Below are 17701 nucleotides of genomic sequence, written 5' to 3'. Positions count from 1 at the left end.
GTAACGATGGGGCGGCTGGGAAGAAAAGCGGGAGGGGGGAGAAATTTGAGAAGAAAATTGCCGGCAGATACTTGTAATTCTAATAAAAACAGGTAGAATAGAAGCTATCTATGTCCGCGGGAGACGGACATAAAAGTTACAATCACGGGGGTTATAAGTAAATGGCAAAAAAGAAAAACAGCTTCAGCGGTTCGCTGGGCTTTGTGCTGGCAGCAGCCGGAAGTGCCGTCGGTGTGGGAAATATCTGGCGTTTCCCGTATTTATGTGCGAAAGACGGAGGCGGACTGTTCCTGCTGGTGTATCTGGTGCTGGTGGCGACATTTGGATTTGTACTTCTGACGACGGATGTGGCGATCGGCAGAAGAACGAAGGAGAATGCGTTGCGGGCGTTTGGAACGTTGCATCCGAAGTGGAAGTTTGTCGGATACCTGACGTTTCTGGTTCCGATGTTAATTATGACGTATTATTCGGTCATCGGCGGATGGATCACGAAATATTTCTTTGAGTATTTGACGACATCCGGCAGGGATGTGGCGGAGGACGGATATTTTACATCGTTTATCACGGAAAAGAATGCGCCGCTGATTTTCACGGGAATCTTTCTGGCGCTCACAATCTGGGTTGTATACAGAGGCGTGGAGAAGGGAATCGAGAAGTTTTCCTGTTTCATCATGCCGGGGCTGATTCTGCTGGTCATCGGAATTGCGATTTTTTCACTGACACTTTCCTATACCGATGCGGATGGAACCGTCCGGACAGGACTGCAGGGATTTTTGGTGTATGTGCGCCCAGATTTTACGGGGCTGACTGTGAAAGGATTTTTAGAGGTACTGCTGGATGCGATGAGCCAGCTGTTCTTTTCACTGAGTGTGTCGATGGGAATTATGGTAACGTATGGTTCTTACGTTAAAGATGAGATTGATCTGAATAAAGCGACCAACCAGATTGAATTTTTTGATACAGGTGTGGCGCTTCTGTCCGGCATGATGATTATTCCGGCGGTCTTTGTATTTTTAGGACGCGACGGCATGGCGTCCGGTCCGAGTCTGACCTTTATTTCGCTTCCAAAGGTATTTCAGGCGATGGGCGGCGCCGGTCATATCGTGGGACTTGCATTTTTCCTGATGCTTGGCTTTGCGGCGCTGACATCCTGCGTTTCTGTCATGGAAACGCTGGTTGCCAACTGCATGGAAGTGTTTGGAAAGACGAGAAAACAGATGTGTGTGATGGTCGGAATCTATTCCCTGATCACGGCAGTTCTCATTTGTCTGGGCTACAATGTTCTGTATTTTGAGTTGAAGCTGCCGAACGGTTCCACCGGACAGCTGCTTGATGTGATGGATTATATCAGCAACAGCTTCCTTATGCCGATCATTTCCTTCTTAACCAGCATCCTGATCGGATGGGTGGTCGGACCGAAGTGGATCGTGGAAGAAGTCGAGAAAAATGGGGAACATTTTTCAAGAGCAGGTATGTACAGCTTCTTAATCCGGTATATTGTGCCGGCTGTCATGCTGGTTCTTTTCCTGGTATCGACCGGGTTTATTAATATGCTGTAATGAAAAATGGTTTTAGCCGATTTTCACGGAAAGTGCGAGAATTGGTTAAAACCTTTTTTATAGAAAAATGCGTCCCATTATTCTTCACGGTCATCCGACTCGATCTCATAGGTATATCCGGCATTTTCGATCGCCTGAATTGTATCCTTGATGCCCTGTCCGCCTGCTTTTTTTATAGGATTCAATAAAAACAGGAATCTGTTCGGAATAAAACCTATTAAAGATGTAGGAAAATAGGAACTATTAAAACCGATTTTATCATTTTTACCGGCTAGTGTCAACTTATAAAATTGTAAAAGTTTACAATCAAAACTGGACAATATATCGATTTTTTGCTATGATAAGCTAGTTAGAAAAAACTAACTTGCAGGGAACGTGAAAACGCAGTAAATTAGGTGCATAGGTGTGAAAGCTAGGCAGCCTGATTGGATAGAGTGGAGAAACAATGCAGTATTTGTGGATAAATCCGGTTTCTGCCGGGATGTGTGAGGAAGATTCGCTGAAGCGTTTTTTAGAACGGCATGGTCTGACGCGGGTCGAGTGCCGGGGCGATTGGGGACGGATCGTCCGGGAAAGATATGAAGCTAGTCTGCGGGCGGGCGTGACGCTTGCGGATGCGCGCTGTCCGGAGGCGGTTCGGCTGCTTGAAGAGATACAGAAGGAGCCGGAAAACGAATCTGGAATTGAAAACCTGAAAGTTGCCCCGATCGAGCCGATTTTACTTCACTGTGCGCGGGAATTAAGCACGCGTCCGGATCTGGCGGATGGGGAGAAGATCATCACGACGCCATGCCAGAGTCTTGCGGTGCTTGGAAATTCGCTGGGACTTGAGAATACGCGGTTTATCGCATGGAATCGTCTGGCGGGCGGTGAGGTGTGCGTCCGGGCGATCGAAGACAGCCCGATTCCGCCGGGGTATTTTGCGGGAATCTGCCGGAAAGATGGACAGGCGGCGAAGGTAGAGAGTGTCAGCAGTCCGGAGAAAATCCGGGCATATGTGGAGAGCGGAAGCTGGAAGCAGGCGGATCTGCTGGAACTTTTGTATTGTAAGGATGGATGCCATCACGGGGATGGCGTGCAGACAGAGTGAGAGAAAGTTGCGCTTCATGGAAAACGCTTGAAGAAGCGGAAAATGCATGAATTGCGGCAAAAGAATGGGAAGAATGAAAGAAACGAAGAAATTCAAGGATAATTGGCAGAAATACTTCGGTCCGGCGCTGGGAATCGGAGCGGTATTTCTGATCTGGTATTTGGTCTGCCGCATGGAGATGGTCAGTGCGTATGTGCTGCCGTCCCCGGCGCGGGTGTGGACGAGCTTTTTAAAAATGGTGAAAACCGGGGAACTGTGGCGGGATGTTTCAATCAGTTTCCTGCGTGTCATGAAGGGATTTGCGATTGCGTTCCTGTTTGCCTTTGTGCTGGGAATGTTCCGGGCGATGTTTCCGGGCAGCAGCGTTTACTATGAGTATATTGTGCAGTTTTTCCGCAATGTCCCGCCGCTCAGCATGATTCCGCTGCTGATTCTCTGGTGCGGAATCGGAGAGACGACGAAGACGGTGATTATTGTGCTGGCGTCCTTTTTCCCGATGTACTTAAATATCGTGAAGGGATTTACCGGGTGCGATTCGAAACTTCTGGAAGTGGGCGATATGTTCGGCTACTCGAAGCGCCGCAAATTTTTCCGCATCATTCTGCCCTATGCGATGGCAGATATTCTGGTCGGAATGCGGATCGGGCTTGGCTATAGCTGGCGCGCCATTATCGGTGCGGAGATGGTGGCGGCGTCCACCGGGCTTGGACATATGATTTTATTTGCACAGCAGATGTCGCGGACCGACAAGGTGATCGTGGGGATTCTGGTGATCGGGGCAGTCGGATATGTGACGGACCGCCTGTTTGGATGGATGATAGGATTTGTGCTGAAAGGATCCGGGGAAAATGGCTGGAATTGAACTGATTGATATTCATAAAACATACCGAGTGGATAACCGGGAGATTCCCGTTTTAAACGGGATCAACCTGTCGCTTCCGGCGGGGAGAATCACCGTGATTCTGGGGCAGAGCGGATGCGGGAAAACGACGCTTCTGCGGCTGACCGGAGGACTGGAGACGGCGGACAGCGGAGAGATCCGCTGGGAGAGCGCCCACAAGACGGCATTTGTCTTTCAGGAACCGCGCCTCATGCCGTGGCTGACCGTCTGGGAAAATGTGGTGTTCGGGCTTTCAAAAAAGGAGACAGATCCGGGGAAAATAGAGGCGGTTATCCGCACGGTCGGATTATCTGGATTTGAAAAAGCATATCCGGCACAGCTCTCCGGCGGAATGCAGCAGCGGGCGGCGATCGCGCGGGCGCTGGCGTATGAGCCGACCTTTATCATGATGGATGAGCCGTTTGCCGCGCTTGACTATTTTACAAGGGAACAGATGCAGAAAGAGCTTCTGCGCGTCCAGCAGGAGCGCAGTGCGAGCATTCTGTTTGTGACGCACAGCATCGATGAGGCACTGATTCTGGGAAGCCAGATTGCGGTCATTGAAAAGGGCATGGTCAAGGCGCTCTATGAGGTCAAGGCACCGCAGGAAGAGAGGAATCTTTTGGAGGATGAGATGATAACCCTGAAAAGGGATATTATAAATAATTTACATTTTATTTAGAGGAGGAACGATTATGATGAAACGATGGATGGCAATGGGAATGGCACTCTGCCTTACCGCAGCTTCCCTGGCAGGCTGCTCCGGTACAAAAGATGCGGCTGAGAGCACGCAGGCAGAGGCAGAAACCAGCGCAGAGGAGGCGGCAGCCGAGGAGGAGACAGCGAAAGAATCTGATCTGGATAAGCTGACCTTTACGTATGTAACTTCTCCGCTCAATGTGCCGACGATCATCGAAAAAAATCAGGGTATTTTTGAAAAAACATTTGGCGATATGGGGATTGAGGTTGATTATGCGGAGCTGACCTCCGGGGCAGATCAGACACAGGCGCTGGCTTCCGGCGATGTGCAGGTTTTGTATGCGGTTGGCGGTACTTCGGTGATTCTGTCTGCAGCAAATGGAGCGGATATCAAGGTATTAAATATGTACAGCCGTTCTCCGAAGGCATTCTGTATGTATTCTAAGGATGAGTCCCTGACGACGCCGGAAAGCCTGAGAGGAAAGACAATCGCAGGACCGACCGGAACCAACCTGCATGAGCTTCTCGTTTCCTATCTGGCAACGGCTGGCATGACGATCGACGATGTCAACTATGTCAATATGTCGATCCCGGATGCAAAAGCAGGTCTGGACGGCGGCAGTGTAGACGTGGCTCTGGTTGCTGGCGCAACTGCTTACAATGCAGGGAAGCAGGGTTACCACCTGGTAGCCGACGGCGAAGGCCTGATTAAGGCGATCATTGCAGTGGCAGTGACGCAGAAATTCTATGACGAGCACCCGGAGATCATCGAGAAGCTGGAAGAAGCACAGACCGAGATTGCTGATTTCATGGAAGAAAAACCGGATGAGACGATGCAGATCGTAGCCGATGAGCTGGATCTGGACACCGATGCAGTCAAAAGCATGTACGATCTCTATGATTTCTCTACCGAGATCACAGATGATGACAAAGAAGGCTTCCAGAAGACCGCTGATTTCATGTATGAATCCGGCATGATCGACGAGGCATTTGATGTAAAACAGTTATTTATTGAAAAATAATCAGTGAACATTTGAGAGGATAAACGATTGAAAAGCAGCTCCCGGAGTGTGGATTCCGGGGGCTGCTTTTACGATTGCATATGCAATTATGAAAATACGGAATGTTTACGCTAATACCTTTTTAATCGCTTCTAACAGCTCATCATACGTCTCATAAGCCGGAATCTGCGGATATTCTGCCTTGATCTCCTCCGTCGTGCGGAAGAGGAAGCCCGCCTTGCTTGCCTCAATCATGGCGAGGTCGTTGTGGCTGTCGCCGCTGGCGATCGTCTCGAAGCCGCAGGACTGGAGTGCTTTGACGGTTGTATATTTGGATTTCTCACAGCGCATCTTAAAATCGGTAATCTCACCATTTTCGCTGACAACCAGAGAGTTGCAGAAGATGGTCGGATAGCCAAGTTTCTTCATCAGAGGTCCGGCAAACTGGGAGAAGGTATCGCTGATGATGATTACCTGAGTGATTTCTTTTAATTTGTCTAAAAACTCCCTTGCGCCCGGAAGCGGATCAATTTTAGAGATCGTTTCCTGAATTTCCTTGAGTCCCAGTCCGTGCTCGCGCAGGATGTTTAAACGGTAATTCATCAGTTTGTTATAATCCGGCTCATCGCGGGTGGTGCGTTTTAACTCTGGTATTCCGGTTTCTTCAGCAAATGCGATCCAGATTTCCGGCACTAATACACCTTCTAGATCTAAACATACAATATCCATGTCTCCTCCTGTCTGATACAACGCCTGTCAGCGCTGTGCTCGGTTGAAAAATTTGCTTCCTATTATAGACGAAATGCAGGGGAAATACCAGAGAAATTTGAGAAAAGATGAAAGAATAGAAAAAAGTGCGTTATTGGGCACGTATGCGTGAACAGTAACAAAAGTGCCAATTATTCGCGGTGAGAAAGATTCAGAAGTGAAGAGTTGGCATCATATAGTAGCAGAGTGGTTATCAATAGAATTAAAAATACCAAAAAAGGGAGTCTCGTTTCGTGAGCGAGAGACTCCCTTTTTGGCACCTATAGTCGGGTTATAATTTGATTTTGATGAAATCATTAGCAATGCGCCGGTTTATTCATTTCAGATCTTTTATCGTTTTCTGTCTTCGAAGCAGTCGATTTCGAAAACAGTACTTTACCGGAATGAACCACAATAATGACACCCAGAACCATCAGCAGAACCGCGATGATAAGCTGCAGTCCTTCTACCATAAAGACAGCGGTTCCGGCATTGTAAGCCTTTACCAGTGCGATGCAGCGCTCAACGAGTGCGGTGAAGGTAACGCACAGCATAACAACCAGCGGAACCAGCAGCGTGCGGTTTTCGCGGCCGGTGACGCGTAAGAAGACGCACAGCGTGATGAGAACCAGAGCGCTTAACAGCTGGTTGGCGCTGCCAAACAGCGGCCAGATGTTGGAGTAGCCAATCTGGGTTAAAATGTAGCCGCATACCAGGGTGATAACCGTTGCAAAATATTTGTTGCAGAGAAGTTTTCTCCATCCTTCGGCGTGTTCCATGTCATCGACACTGAACAGCTCCTGGAAGGACATACGTCCGATACGTGCAACGGAATCCAGGCTTGTCAGGGCAAGTGCGGAGACGCACATCGTCATAAAGCACTGGGCAGCGTAAACTGGGATTCCGAACATCTCCAGGAATCCGGCAACACCGGAGGAGAAGATAGCAAACGGAGTACCGGTTGCAGGCGTGCCATCAGCGGAAGCGGCAGCACCGGCAACGCACAGAGCCAGGACAGCCAGTAAACTTTCCAGAAGCATAGCGCCGAAGCCAACTTTCGGCATATCCTTTTCATTGGTGATTGCCTTGGAGGAAGTACCCGAGGAAACCAGGCTGTGGAAACCGGATACGGCGCCGCAGGCAACGGTTACAAACAAAATCGGGAACAGGTCACCGGATTTCTCATTGTGGAAACCAGTGTAAGGCGCCAGGTTCATTGCCGGATGTGCGACAAGCAGTCCAACGACGGCACCGATAATCATACCGGCAAACATAAAGGTTGTCATCAGGTCACGCGGTTCCATCAAAAGCCACATAGGAAGAACGGCTGCGAGGAAAATGTAAGCGAATACCATGTAGGACCAGTTCGCCTTGGTGGTAATGAGCGGGCAGTTCATGCCGATGACGAAAGCAGCTACCGTGCAGACAAGTCCGAGCAAGGTCTGTTTCCAGCCATGGAACTGAGCCTTTTTCTGAATCAGTCCAAATACAACGGCAAAGGCAATGAACAGAAGGGAAATGCTTCCGGCTGCGCCGTTAACAGTTGCGGCGGCGGATAAGCTGGTCACGCCGTCTACCGTCTCATATGCATTGAATGTACCAGCAACCATGTCGGCAAAAGCGGCGGTTACAATTAAAGTAAAGAGCCAGCAGAACAGAAGAAACAGCTTTTTACCGGTTTTGCCGATGTACTGTTCAATCAGAAGTCCCATCGATTTGCCTTCATTTTTAACGCTGGCGTACAGGGCACCAAAATCGGTAACAGCGCCGAAAAAGATGCCGCCGAGGATGATCCAGAGAAAGACCGGAACCCATCCAAAGACAGCCGCCTGAATAGCACCGGTGACAGGACCGGCACCGGCGATGGATGAAAACTGGTGGGCAAATACAACCCAGCCATCGGTCGGAACATAGTCCTGACCATCTTCTTTTGTGACGGCCGGTGTTTTTGCGTTTGGATCAATGCCCCATTTATGGGCGAGCCATCTGCCGTAGAGCAGATAACCAGCCGCCAGACAACAGGCTGCGATAACTACGATAACTAATGTGTTCATAAAGATACCTCCATTCCCATAGGTCAAATGGTTTTTAGTGTCCCGGCAGTTTGCCGGAGTTTCGGGAGCGGGGAAACAAAAAAGCCTCCGTCCTCCTGAAACTTTTAAAAGTTCAAGAAGACGGAGGCATAAGCATCCGCGGTACCACTTCTTTTACCGGCTGTAAAGCCGATCTCTCAGCCATATCCATCATTCTGAATATGTTCCTCTTTAACGGTAGGAATCCGGACCGGACTACTGGTATCCTGCATGCGTTTGTCCGATCAGCTCACAGGGGATAATTTCCATCGGCGTTACTGTCTTTCATCGCCCGGCAGCTCTCTGAAAACGTGGAGAATTGGAAATCGTGTCCTGCTCAATGCTTTTTACAAGTACGAATTATAGACTTTTTTAAAGGAAAGTCAATCGAAAAAATAGCCGGAAGTTTGTGACAGAAAGTTTACAAATCCGTCATTTTGACAAAAAAATCACAACTAAGAAATCTGTGTTAAAATTTCGAAAAAACTGGACACCCCCTTATTTTGCGGTATAATAGGTAATTGTCGGTTCTTTTTAGGGCTGGCAATTACTTTTTATTTAAATTGGGAAGAAAAAGGGAGAGTTTGAGGTATGGAAAAAATACGTCCAATGTTGTTTACAACATTGAAGAAGTATTCCGGCGCACAGCTGATGTCAGATGTGGTAGCGGGTATCATCGTAGCGATCATCGCGCTGCCGCTTTCGATCGCGCTGGCGCTGGCTTCGGGGGTAGGTCCGGAACAGGGTATCTACACGGCGATTGCAGCCGGATTTGTGATTTCATTTTTAGGCGGCAGCCAGGTACAGATTGCAGGTCCAACGGCGGCATTTGCAACGATCGTGGCAGGTATTGTGGCGAAGAGCGGCGTGGAAGGGCTGGCAGTTGCGACGATCATGGCAGGTATCATCCTGGTTATCATGGGATTCTGCCATTTTGGTTCACTGATTAAGTTTATTCCGTTTACAATCACGACCGGCTTTACCTCCGGTATCGCGGTGACGATCGTCATCGGTCAGTTGAAGGATTTCTTTGGCGTAACCTATCCGGCAGGCATGGAGACGATCGAGACGATGCAGAAGCTGAAAGCGTTCGCAGCCGGATTCGGAAGTGTCAACCTGCACGCGATCATCGTCGGCGTGGTGTGTCTGGCGATTCTGATTGTGATGCCGATGATCACGGAAAAAATTCCGGGATCGCTGGTAGCGGTTATTGCAGGTATTTTAATGGTAAAATTCCTGCCGCTGCATGTGAATACGATCGGCGACCTTTACACGGTCAGCAACAAGCTTCCGGCGTTCCGTCTGCCGGTGTTTAGCTACGATGTGATTCAGGGTTCCCTGTCGGATGCGTTTACGATTGCAGTTCTGGCGGCGATTGAGTCTCTGCTTTCCTGCGTAGTGGCGGACGGCATGATCGGCGGAAAACACCGTTCCAACACGGAGCTGGTGGCACAGGGCGCGGGTAATATTATTTCCGCCCTGTTTGGCGGTATTCCGGCGACGGGCGCGATCGCGCGTACCGCAGCCAATGTCAAAAATGGCGGCCGTACCCCGGTTGCAGGCATGGTTCATGCGGTTGTCCTGCTTCTGATTCTGGTAGTTCTGATGCCGTGTGCAAGCTGGATCCCGATGCCGACCATCGCGGCAATCCTGTTTATGGTTGCCTACAATATGTGTCAGTGGAGAACCTTCGTCCGTCTGACCAAGACGGCTCCGAAGAGTGATATTGCGGTTCTGGTGCTGACCTTCTTCTTAACCGTTATCTTCGATCTGGTTGTAGCGATCGAGATCGGTATGCTGTTATCCTGCCTGCTGTTTATGAAGCGGATGAGCGATGAGACGGGCGTCAGAAGCTGGCTTTATGTCGAAGAAGTAGAGGAGCAGAAGCGCAAAGCGCAGGAAGTAAGAAAAGCGAAAAAAGCCGGAAAAGAGCTTTCAGTGGAAGAGGCACAGCTCTTAGCGGCAGCTGCAGAAGATGAAGAAGCAGCCATGAAAGAACAGGCACGTCTGCGGGAGATCCCGAGAGAACTGGCTGTTTATGAGATTACAGGACCTCTGTTCTTCGGTGCAGCAGACCGCATCAACCAGATTGAAACCTGCGAGGAGACGAAATGCCTGGTTCTTCGTATGCGTGCTGTTCCGGCAGTTGACAGTACAGCGATGAATTCGATGGTTGCCCTCTATGAGCGCTGCCAGAAGAACGGCGTCACATTGATTTTGTCCCATGTCAACGAGCAGCCGATGCACGTGATGGAGAAAGCAGGATTTGTGGATATGGTCGGACGCGATCATTTCTGCCCGAATATCGAGGCAGCACTTGATCATGCGGACGAGGTGCTGGGAAAATAATTATGGACATCTATCGGAGAATGAAAGAAGTATTTAGGCGCATTCCGGACGGCTGCGTGACGACCTACGGTCAGGTAGCGCTCCTGTGCGGTGAACCGCGCCATTCCCGTCAGGTGGGATATGCGCTCCGCACCAACCGCCTGGGCGATGTCCCGGCATTCAGGGTGATTAATTCCAAGGGCTTTCTAAGCGGCGCAGCGGCGTTCGACTATCCGGGACAGCAGAAAAAACTGCTGGAACAGGATGGAATACGGGTGGACTCCACCGAGGACGGTGACCGCGTCGATTTAAAACAATATGGATGGAAACCTTCGATGGACGAGGCAGAAGAATTGTATGCGTTGTTTCGGAAGTTGGGGATCTGAGTGGGAATCAAGGAAAATGCATCTGAATGAGATGTTGGTAAGCGAAAGAAGTGAAATGAGATGGATAAGATGGCAGACGATAGGGGCTGCATCTTATCCATTTTTAATAGACATTTCTGACCGTTTATTATTAAATTGTCTCCGCGATCTGCCGTGCCACATAGACACCGCTGGCAGATGCATGGGAAAGGGAATGGGTAATACCGCTGCCGTCACCGATGACGTAGAGTCCATCATGACAGGTCATCAGGTTGTGATCCACTTCCACCTCCATGTTGTAGAATTTTACCTCCACTCCATAGAGAAGGGTGTCATCATTCGCCGTACCCGGTGCTACCTTATCCAGGGCATAAATCATCTCGATAATACCGTCCAGAATCCGCTTCGGGAGAACCAGACTCAGATCACCGGCTGCCGCATTGAGGGTTGGAACCGTAAAAGATTCATTGATTCGCTGCTGCGTGCTTCTTTTTCCGCGGATCAGGTCTCCAAAACGCTGCACAATTACACCACCGCCCAGCATGTTGCTGAGTTTTGCAATACTCTCTCCATATTCATTGGAATTCTTGAAGGGCTCTGAAAAATGTTTCGCTACCAGAAGGGCAAAGTTCGTGTTATGGGTCTGCTTTGCAGGATCCTCGTAGCTGTGGCCATTTACCGTTACGATGCCGTTGGTATTCTCATTTACCACAGCTCCCTTGGGATTCATACAGAAGGTGCGCACGTAATCCTCGTATTTTTCCGTACGATACACGATCTTGCTCTCATAGAGTTCATCTGTAAGATCCGAAAAGATCTCAGCCGGCAGTTCAACCCGGACCCCCAGATCCACACGGTTGGAATTCGTATGGATATCCAGGTCCTTGCATACCTTCTGCATCCACTTACTGCCGCTTCGGCCGGCGGAAATGATACATTTCGTACCCTCAAAGGTTGTATCATCGCTGTAAACTTTGTAACCCTTCTCCGTTTTCTCCACGGTTTCGATGGCACAGTCAAAATAGAAATCCACCTTATTCTTCAGATGATCATAGAGGTGCTCCAGAACAATATAATTAATATCCGTACCCAGATGGCGGACCGAAGCATCCAGAAGATGCAGGCCGTGCTGCATGCAGGTTTTCTTGAATTTTGTTCCCGCAGTGGAATATAGCTTCGTGCCTTCCCCGCCAAAGCGGAGGTTGATTCCATCCACATATTCCATCAGTTCAATGGCTGTCTTTTTTCCGATATACTCATAGAGGGTGCCGCCGAAATCATTGGTAATGTTGTATTTTCCATCAGAAAATGCACCGGCTCCGCCGAATCCACTCATGATGGAGCAGCATTTGCAGTGAATACAGGACTTGATTTTATCACCATCAATGGGACATTTACGGTGCTCCAGCGGATGTCCTACCTCAAAAACACCGATCTTTAAATCCGGTTTACGTTCCATCAGCTCATAGGCAGAAAAGATACCGCCGGGACCGGCGCCGATAATTAACACATCATACATATTGAAATTCTCCTTGTTTTCCTAAAATTTGATTCCCTCTTTCTGTATTATAGCATAAATTTCGAAAAAAGAGGCAGCACGTCATGCGCTCCCCCGAAACAGTATCCCCCATGTCGTCATGGCATCTTCCGTTATTATATCATCACCTCAGAATAAAGATTCTTTTACGGCATTGGTGGTGTTGAACAGCCGGAACGTAAAACGGTAAAATCAGGGGCTAATCGATAATGGAACTGTGATGAAAACACGGCTCACAAATCTTAAACGGATATCCAACCGGCAGTATCCGTCCGCAACGCTGGCAGCGGGCGATGTAGCTTTTTTTGCCCTTGGACAAATACCGCATGATCGTACCCTCAGTGCGGCTGCGTTCCTGTTCGAGCCAGTCCTCGTCGATGATCTTGTCAAAACGGTGGGAGAACTGGTAGTAGAGGTCGAGCTTGCGGTAATACGTTTCGTATTTCTGCAGTCCCAGCTTGGAACCGGCGCCTTTGTCCGGGTGTTTCAGGCGTTTGTCCGCCGGGTAATCCTTGCAGTAGCGCAGCCATTGCAGGACAACCTGATGATCCTTGATATCGATGGGACAGCTGATCATGCGGTAGAGAATCCGTTTGTCATCGAATCCGTAGATATCGTCTCTGTGGCGTTCTGCCTGCGCATAAAGGCTTAAAATCTCATCGACGCTGACCTTTTCAAACGGAGGCGTCGGCTCAACGGATTTCCAGACTTTGATGATAACGTCCAGCGGCTCGTCCAGATCGAGGAGAATCTGTGGGAAACCGAGGCTGACTTTTTCGATCGGTTCCTCCTCCTGAGTAAGCTGTTCCCGGATATAATCGAGGGATTCCTGCCCCATCGCATTGACGTAGCCGGTGTCAAAGAGTCCGAAGCGTCCGGCGCGTCCGGCGATCTGCTTGATCTCCGGTACGGACAGACCGCGCCGGGTGGTACCGTCAAATTTCTGGGTCTGTACAAATACGATACGCCGGACAGGCAGGTTGAGTCCCATGCCGATCGCGTCGGTGGCGACGACCACCTTGGTTTTGCCGCTGGTAAAAAGCTGCATCTGGCGGCGGCGGATCTCCGGCGGCAGGCTTCCGTATATAACACTTGCCTTGATACCTTCTTCTTCCAGACGTCCCGCCACATCCAGCACGGATTTTTTGGAAAATACGACGAGTGCATCGCCGGGAAGAACACTTTCTGGGAAAGAAAATGGCGTGTCCTCACAGATGAGCGCAGTTTTGCGCTGATACCGGCAGATGGCAAGGCTGTCGCCGCACAGATGGATCAGGTGTGTGACAGCAGATTCAGCGGCGGGACTCATGCAGACATGGATTTCGTGGGCTTTCAGTCCCAGAATCGCCTTTGTCCAGCAATGCCCGCGGTCTGGATCGGCGGTCAGCTGTGCCTCATCAATCACGGCAATATCGTATTCCTCGGAGAAATCTGCCATCTCGATCGTCGAAGCTGTGATCCGGCTGTCATCGTCGGCGATACACTCCTGACCGGTCAGCATGGTGCTGGGAACGCCGCAGTCGTGCATTTTTTCATATACCTCAAGCGCCAGAAGGCGCAGCGGACCGAGGTAAGTGCCCTTTTTCGCTGTTTTTAAGCGTTCCAGCGCGTGAAATGTTTTGCCGCTGTTGGTCGGGCCGATGTGGAGAATGAAACGGCGGTTCATTGCCATAGTCTCCGGAAATTCCAGCTCTGGACGGGATGGGACGAGATCCATGATTTTATACTGGATGACGTAGCGCTTATAGATCTGGTAAAGCTCCAGAAGTGTCTGCGTACAGAGCTGACCATCCAGTTCTGTTTCCAGATAATTCAGAAAATCCATGGAAATATCATCGCGCTGGGCAGGCAGAAACATTGCCTCATCCAGGCGGATGAGCTGTGGCAGCAGGCTGGTTTCAATGAGCTTTGTGACAGCATCGTTGTGCGAACGGTACGCAAAATAAGCCAGATTTTTGATTTGGCGGTGCCATTCCTCCAGCGAGAGGCTGGTGACCTGCGTCGGTTTGGTGCGTTTCAATGTTTTTAACAGCCGGTTCGTCCGCTCGTTCAGATCGCGGGGGCGGGAACTGGTTTTTCGTTTTTTCTTGCTTGCCGCCTGATATTGGCGGATATATGTCTGAAGAAGCTGGTTTGGCTCGATCATTTGAAAGTCTCCTCTTTATGTAAATATCCTGTCCGATAAATCTTCTGGTTTAAAGCTTCATTTGATATAGGAATGTTTCTATTATCGCAGAAGTTGTATGGATGTGCAAGAACGGGAAATCAGATTGCAGAAAAATATAAAAATATTTGATATAATAAGAACACTTAGTTAAAACAGAAAGGTCAACATCTATATGGCATCAAACTATAAAACGGGCGCCAGCCTGAATTTAACTCCCTTCGAAATGCAGCTTCTAAGCCGCAGCCCCCTGTTTCGAGGCGCGGGCGAATCCGGAATCGGGGAGATGCTGTCCTGTCTGGGGGCGGAGGAACGCAGTTATGAAAAAGAAGAAATGATTTATCGCGCGGGGAATACGGTCACATCTCTGGGTGTGGTGATGCACGGAAGTGTGATGATTGTCAACGATGATCTGTGGGGTAACCGCAGCATTCTAGACCGGGTAGAACCGGGACAGATTTTTGCGGAGACATATGCGTGCGTGCCGGGGGAAAAGCTGCTGGTCGATGTGTTTGCAGCAGAGGTGACGGAAGTGCTGTTTTTAAATGTTGGAAAAATGCTGTCGCAGTGTCCCAATTCTTGCGGACATCACACGCAGCTTATCCGCAACCTGCTTGCAATCTCGGCGCAGAAAAACTTGCAGCTGTCCCGCCGGATCTTCAATACATCGTCGAAATCCATCCGGGGACGGCTTCTGTCGTACCTCTCCGATCAGGCGGTAAAAAATGAGAGCGAGAGATTTGATATCCCATTCAATCGCCAGCAGCTCGCCGACTATCTGGGTGTGGACCGGTCGGCGCTGTCGGCAGAGCTGGGGAAAATGCAGCGGGAAGGGCTTCTGGAATTTAGAAAAAATCACTTTCATTTATATGAAGAGGTTAGAAGCTTGTAGATTACAAACAAAAATACCCTGTCAGGAGCATTAAAATCCGACCGACAGGGTATTTTTAGTGAAAATTCCTATGGGTGTAACAAGACCGGCTGTCCATTCCCTATACTTTCCTGCACCGGCTGTTTCAGCATATCCAGAAATGCCTGTGCCGCCGGCGTCAGCGGGCGCATCGGGTTTTGCAGGACGAGGATCTGGCGCTTCGGGATAGGGATATTTAGGTGAAGCTGGAACACGCGGTAGTTGAGCAGGTAGTTCCGGGCAAATTCCGAGGGAACAAAGCCGATTCCCAGATTGTGGGAGACGGTCGGGGCGATCAGGTCGTTGGAAGAAACTTCGATGCTCGGGCGCAGATCCAGCCCCTGTTCCTCAAAGAGATTGTCCCAAAAAAGCCGCGTCGTTGTGCCGGACTCCATGCTGACAAGTGGGTGCATACAGAGCTCTTCAAGGGAGAGTGTGCGGTTCTGCAGCTCGGAAAAACGGTTTCCGGCAATGACGATGTCCTGGAACTCGGCAACCGGCATCACGTGAACCAGATCCAGATCCTTCATGATCTCGTGGATCGGAGAAATGATGACGGCAAAGTCATTTTCCCCGGCCTTTAAGGAAGAAGCGGTGATCGGCGCAGAGTTGGAATGAATCTGCACGGTCACATTCGGAAAACGCTGCTGGAATTGTTCAATATAAGGAAGCAGAAAGAAGCGCATTGTCAGCTCGCTCGCACCGATCGAAACCTTGCCGCTCTGACTGTTCGTGTATTCTTTTAAAAGCTCTTCCGCTCGTCCCATCTGCTGGCAGGGACGGTTGATCTGGCGGAACAGGATCCGCCCTTCATCGGTCAGGGTCACGCCTTTTTGGGAGCGGTTGAAAAGTTTGCACTGAAGCATATCTTCTAAATTATGAATGTATTTTGTTACGGTTGGCTGCGTGAGGCAGAGATTCAAAGCCGCCTGGGTAATATTCTGGCATCGAGCCACCTCATAGAAAACCTTGTAGTAGTCGAAACTGATGTCCATGTATGTAGTTGAAATCCTTTCTGTATGCCGGACTGTTTCTGCCTGATTGAAACAGTGTTTATCTGATTTTATATCTGTACGTGTATTTACCAAATATAGTCACACTTTATCGTATTTTTCCAGAAATGTCCAGCCACAATAACGATTACCAATAACTATCACCATTCATTTTATCTATGGATATAGGAAAAAAATATAATTTTACCATTTGTATTTCCGGGAGTAAGATCGGGAACAGACGGGAAGAATGTGGAGACACAGGAGAAAACGTTACTGGGCACATATGCGTGAACCGTAACTAGAACACGTGGCGGCATCGGGAAATGAAAAAAATAGCCGGGGCAGCCGCGGGAGAACAACCCGGAGAGAGGAAGTGACAGTATGGGAGATCTGGGTGCGACCCTGATCAAGGAATTGAACTGTGAGACAGCCTTTACAATTGGCGGGATCGGCATATCAGAATCCGTTGTGGTTACATGGATCATGATGGCAGTGGTGCTCGTGGTTTCACTGATTGTGACGCACGGTCTGAAAGTTGAACATCCCGGACGCGGACAGCTCCTTCTGGAGAACGCTGTTACGTGGCTGCAGGGCATTGGCGAGGGAATCCTCGGAGAGGAAGGAAAAGGCTATGCGCCGTATCTGACATCTGTGTTGATGTATCTGGGCGTGGCGAACCTGCTTGGTATACTGGGGTTCAAGCCGCCAACTAAGGATTTGAACGTCACGGCAGCACTGGCGCTGATGAGTATTGTGCTGATTGAGACAGCAGGGATTCGGGTCAAAGGTTTAAAAGGATGGTTAAAGAGCTTTACAGAGCCGATCGCCATCGTGACACCGATCAATATCATGGAGGTATTTATCAAACCGTTGTCGCTGTGTATGCGACTGTTCGGAAACGTGCTGGGCGCGTTCGTCATCATGAAATTGATTGAATACATCCTTCCGGTAGGGCTTCCGGTATTGTTCAGCGCTTACTTTGATATCTTTGACGGTCTGATTCAGGCGTATGTATTTGTCTTTCTGACAGGGCTTTTTATCAAGGAATCAATCGAGTAGTAGAAGAGAAATAGAAAATTACAAAAAGGAGACTTTATTATGGGTACAATCATTGCAATTGGAGCAGGTCTGGCAGTTCTTGCAGGCGCAGGAGCCGGAATTGGTATCGGAATCGCCACATCTAAGGCGACTGAGGCAGTCGCAAGACAGCCGGAGGCAGAGGGAAAAATCACAAAGATTCTATTGTTAGGTGCGGCACTTGCCGAGGCAACTGCTATTTATGGTTTCGTTATTGCCCTTTTGATTATTATTCTTTTAAGCTGATACGATAGAAAACGAAAGGTGGGGCAAGGCT

Annotated in this window: 15 protein-coding genes and 1 other annotated feature; of the genes, 10 read left to right on the top strand and 5 right to left on the bottom strand. The window is 49.4% G+C overall.

Translation table 11 applies throughout. The annotated features are described in order from the left end of the window. Window positions 1-161: 161 nt before the first annotated feature. The 5 genes from DW085_RS04780 to DW085_RS04760 all read left to right on the top strand — a co-directional run bounded on the left by DW085_RS04780 (window position 162) and on the right by DW085_RS04760 (window position 5250). Window positions 162-1559 carry a sodium-dependent transporter gene (locus DW085_RS04780; RefSeq protein ID WP_118491633.1) on the top strand — a complete coding sequence of 466 codons (1398 nt, stop codon included), beginning with the start codon at window positions 162-164 and terminating at the stop codon, window positions 1557-1559. A gap of 445 nt (window positions 1560-2004) precedes the next feature. Next, window positions 2005-2649 (top strand): hypothetical protein, encoded by a 645-nt coding sequence (locus DW085_RS04775; RefSeq protein WP_118472182.1) that lies wholly within the window; start codon window positions 2005-2007, stop codon window positions 2647-2649. 73 nt (window positions 2650-2722) lie between these two features. Beyond that, on the top strand, window positions 2723-3511 hold the full coding sequence (locus tag DW085_RS04770) for an ABC transporter permease (RefSeq protein WP_118472250.1): 789 nt from the start codon (window positions 2723-2725) through the stop codon (window positions 3509-3511). Beyond that, window positions 3498-4211 carry an ABC transporter ATP-binding protein gene (locus DW085_RS04765; RefSeq protein WP_117796190.1) on the top strand — a complete coding sequence of 238 codons (714 nt, stop codon included), beginning with the start codon at window positions 3498-3500 and terminating at the stop codon, window positions 4209-4211. The genes DW085_RS04770 and DW085_RS04765 overlap by 14 nt, the downstream gene beginning before the upstream one ends. 13 nt (window positions 4212-4224) lie before the next feature. Next, window positions 4225-5250 carry an NrtA/SsuA/CpmA family ABC transporter substrate-binding protein gene (locus DW085_RS04760; RefSeq protein WP_333489837.1) on the top strand — a complete coding sequence of 342 codons (1026 nt, stop codon included), beginning with the start codon at window positions 4225-4227 and terminating at the stop codon, window positions 5248-5250. A 105-nt stretch (window positions 5251-5355) separates the two neighbouring features. Here the strand turns inward: DW085_RS04760 and thrH are convergent, their stop codons facing one another. After that, window positions 5356-5958, bottom strand: coding sequence for a bifunctional phosphoserine phosphatase/homoserine phosphotransferase ThrH (thrH, locus tag DW085_RS04755; protein ID WP_022359071.1), 603 nt, complete (start codon window positions 5956-5958; stop codon window positions 5356-5358). Window positions 5959-6293: 335 nt separating this feature from the next. Then, window positions 6294-8030, bottom strand: coding sequence for a carbon starvation CstA family protein (locus tag DW085_RS04750; protein WP_117796188.1), 1737 nt, complete (start codon window positions 8028-8030; stop codon window positions 6294-6296). 113 nt (window positions 8031-8143) lie between these two features. Next, window positions 8144-8398 (bottom strand) — a binding site (T-box leader). Between the two features lie 241 nt (window positions 8399-8639). Between DW085_RS04750 and DW085_RS04745 the strand changes: the two genes are divergently transcribed. Both DW085_RS04745 and DW085_RS04740 read left to right on the top strand, forming a co-directional pair. After that, the gene (locus DW085_RS04745) at window positions 8640-10397 is read left to right on the top strand and encodes a SulP family inorganic anion transporter (RefSeq protein WP_118491631.1); all 1758 of its coding nucleotides are present in this window, start codon (window positions 8640-8642) and stop codon (window positions 10395-10397) included. A gap of 20 nt (window positions 10398-10417) precedes the next feature. After that, window positions 10418-10762, top strand: a complete 345-nt coding sequence (locus tag DW085_RS04740; protein ID WP_347474976.1) for an MGMT family protein — start codon at window positions 10418-10420, stop codon at window positions 10760-10762. Window positions 10763-10892: 130 nt separating this feature from the next. On the opposite strand, the gene DW085_RS04735 is transcribed toward DW085_RS04740, so the two are convergent. Further along, window positions 10893-12260 carry an NAD(P)/FAD-dependent oxidoreductase gene (locus DW085_RS04735; RefSeq protein ID WP_118491627.1) on the bottom strand — a complete coding sequence of 456 codons (1368 nt, stop codon included), beginning with the start codon at window positions 12258-12260 and terminating at the stop codon, window positions 10893-10895. 217 nt (window positions 12261-12477) lie between these two features. Continuing rightward, window positions 12478-14424 (bottom strand): DEAD/DEAH box helicase, encoded by a 1947-nt coding sequence (locus DW085_RS04730; protein ID WP_118491625.1) that lies wholly within the window; start codon window positions 14422-14424, stop codon window positions 12478-12480. A 244-nt stretch (window positions 14425-14668) separates the two neighbouring features. Here DW085_RS04730 and DW085_RS04725 point away from each other — a divergent pair, with 244 nt between their 5' ends. Further along, the gene (locus tag DW085_RS04725) at window positions 14669-15334 is read left to right on the top strand and encodes a Crp/Fnr family transcriptional regulator (protein WP_181357208.1); all 666 of its coding nucleotides are present in this window, start codon (window positions 14669-14671) and stop codon (window positions 15332-15334) included. 68 nt (window positions 15335-15402) lie between these two features. On the opposite strand, the gene DW085_RS04720 is transcribed toward DW085_RS04725, so the two are convergent. Continuing rightward, window positions 15403-16347 (bottom strand): LysR family transcriptional regulator, encoded by a 945-nt coding sequence (locus tag DW085_RS04720; RefSeq protein WP_118491623.1) that lies wholly within the window; start codon window positions 16345-16347, stop codon window positions 15403-15405. 381 nt (window positions 16348-16728) lie between these two features. Between DW085_RS04720 and DW085_RS04715 the strand changes: the two genes are divergently transcribed. Beyond that, a complete protein-coding gene (locus tag DW085_RS04715) occupies window positions 16729-17406 on the top strand; it encodes a F0F1 ATP synthase subunit A (protein WP_107000520.1) in 678 nt (225 codons plus the stop codon). A 39-nt stretch (window positions 17407-17445) separates the two neighbouring features. Next, the gene (gene atpE, locus DW085_RS04710) at window positions 17446-17670 is read left to right on the top strand and encodes an ATP synthase F0 subunit C (RefSeq protein WP_022359062.1); all 225 of its coding nucleotides are present in this window, start codon (window positions 17446-17448) and stop codon (window positions 17668-17670) included. Window positions 17671-17701 lie beyond the last annotated feature (31 nt).

Origin of the sequence: Clostridium sp. AF50-3 (assembly GCF_003477445.1) — a bacterium.
In the GTDB taxonomy this organism is placed as follows: domain Bacteria; phylum Bacillota; class Clostridia; order Lachnospirales; family Lachnospiraceae; genus Otoolea; species Otoolea fessa.
Note: the sequence above shows the minus strand (reverse complement) of the source record. Positions and strands in the feature narration are given on the sequence as shown.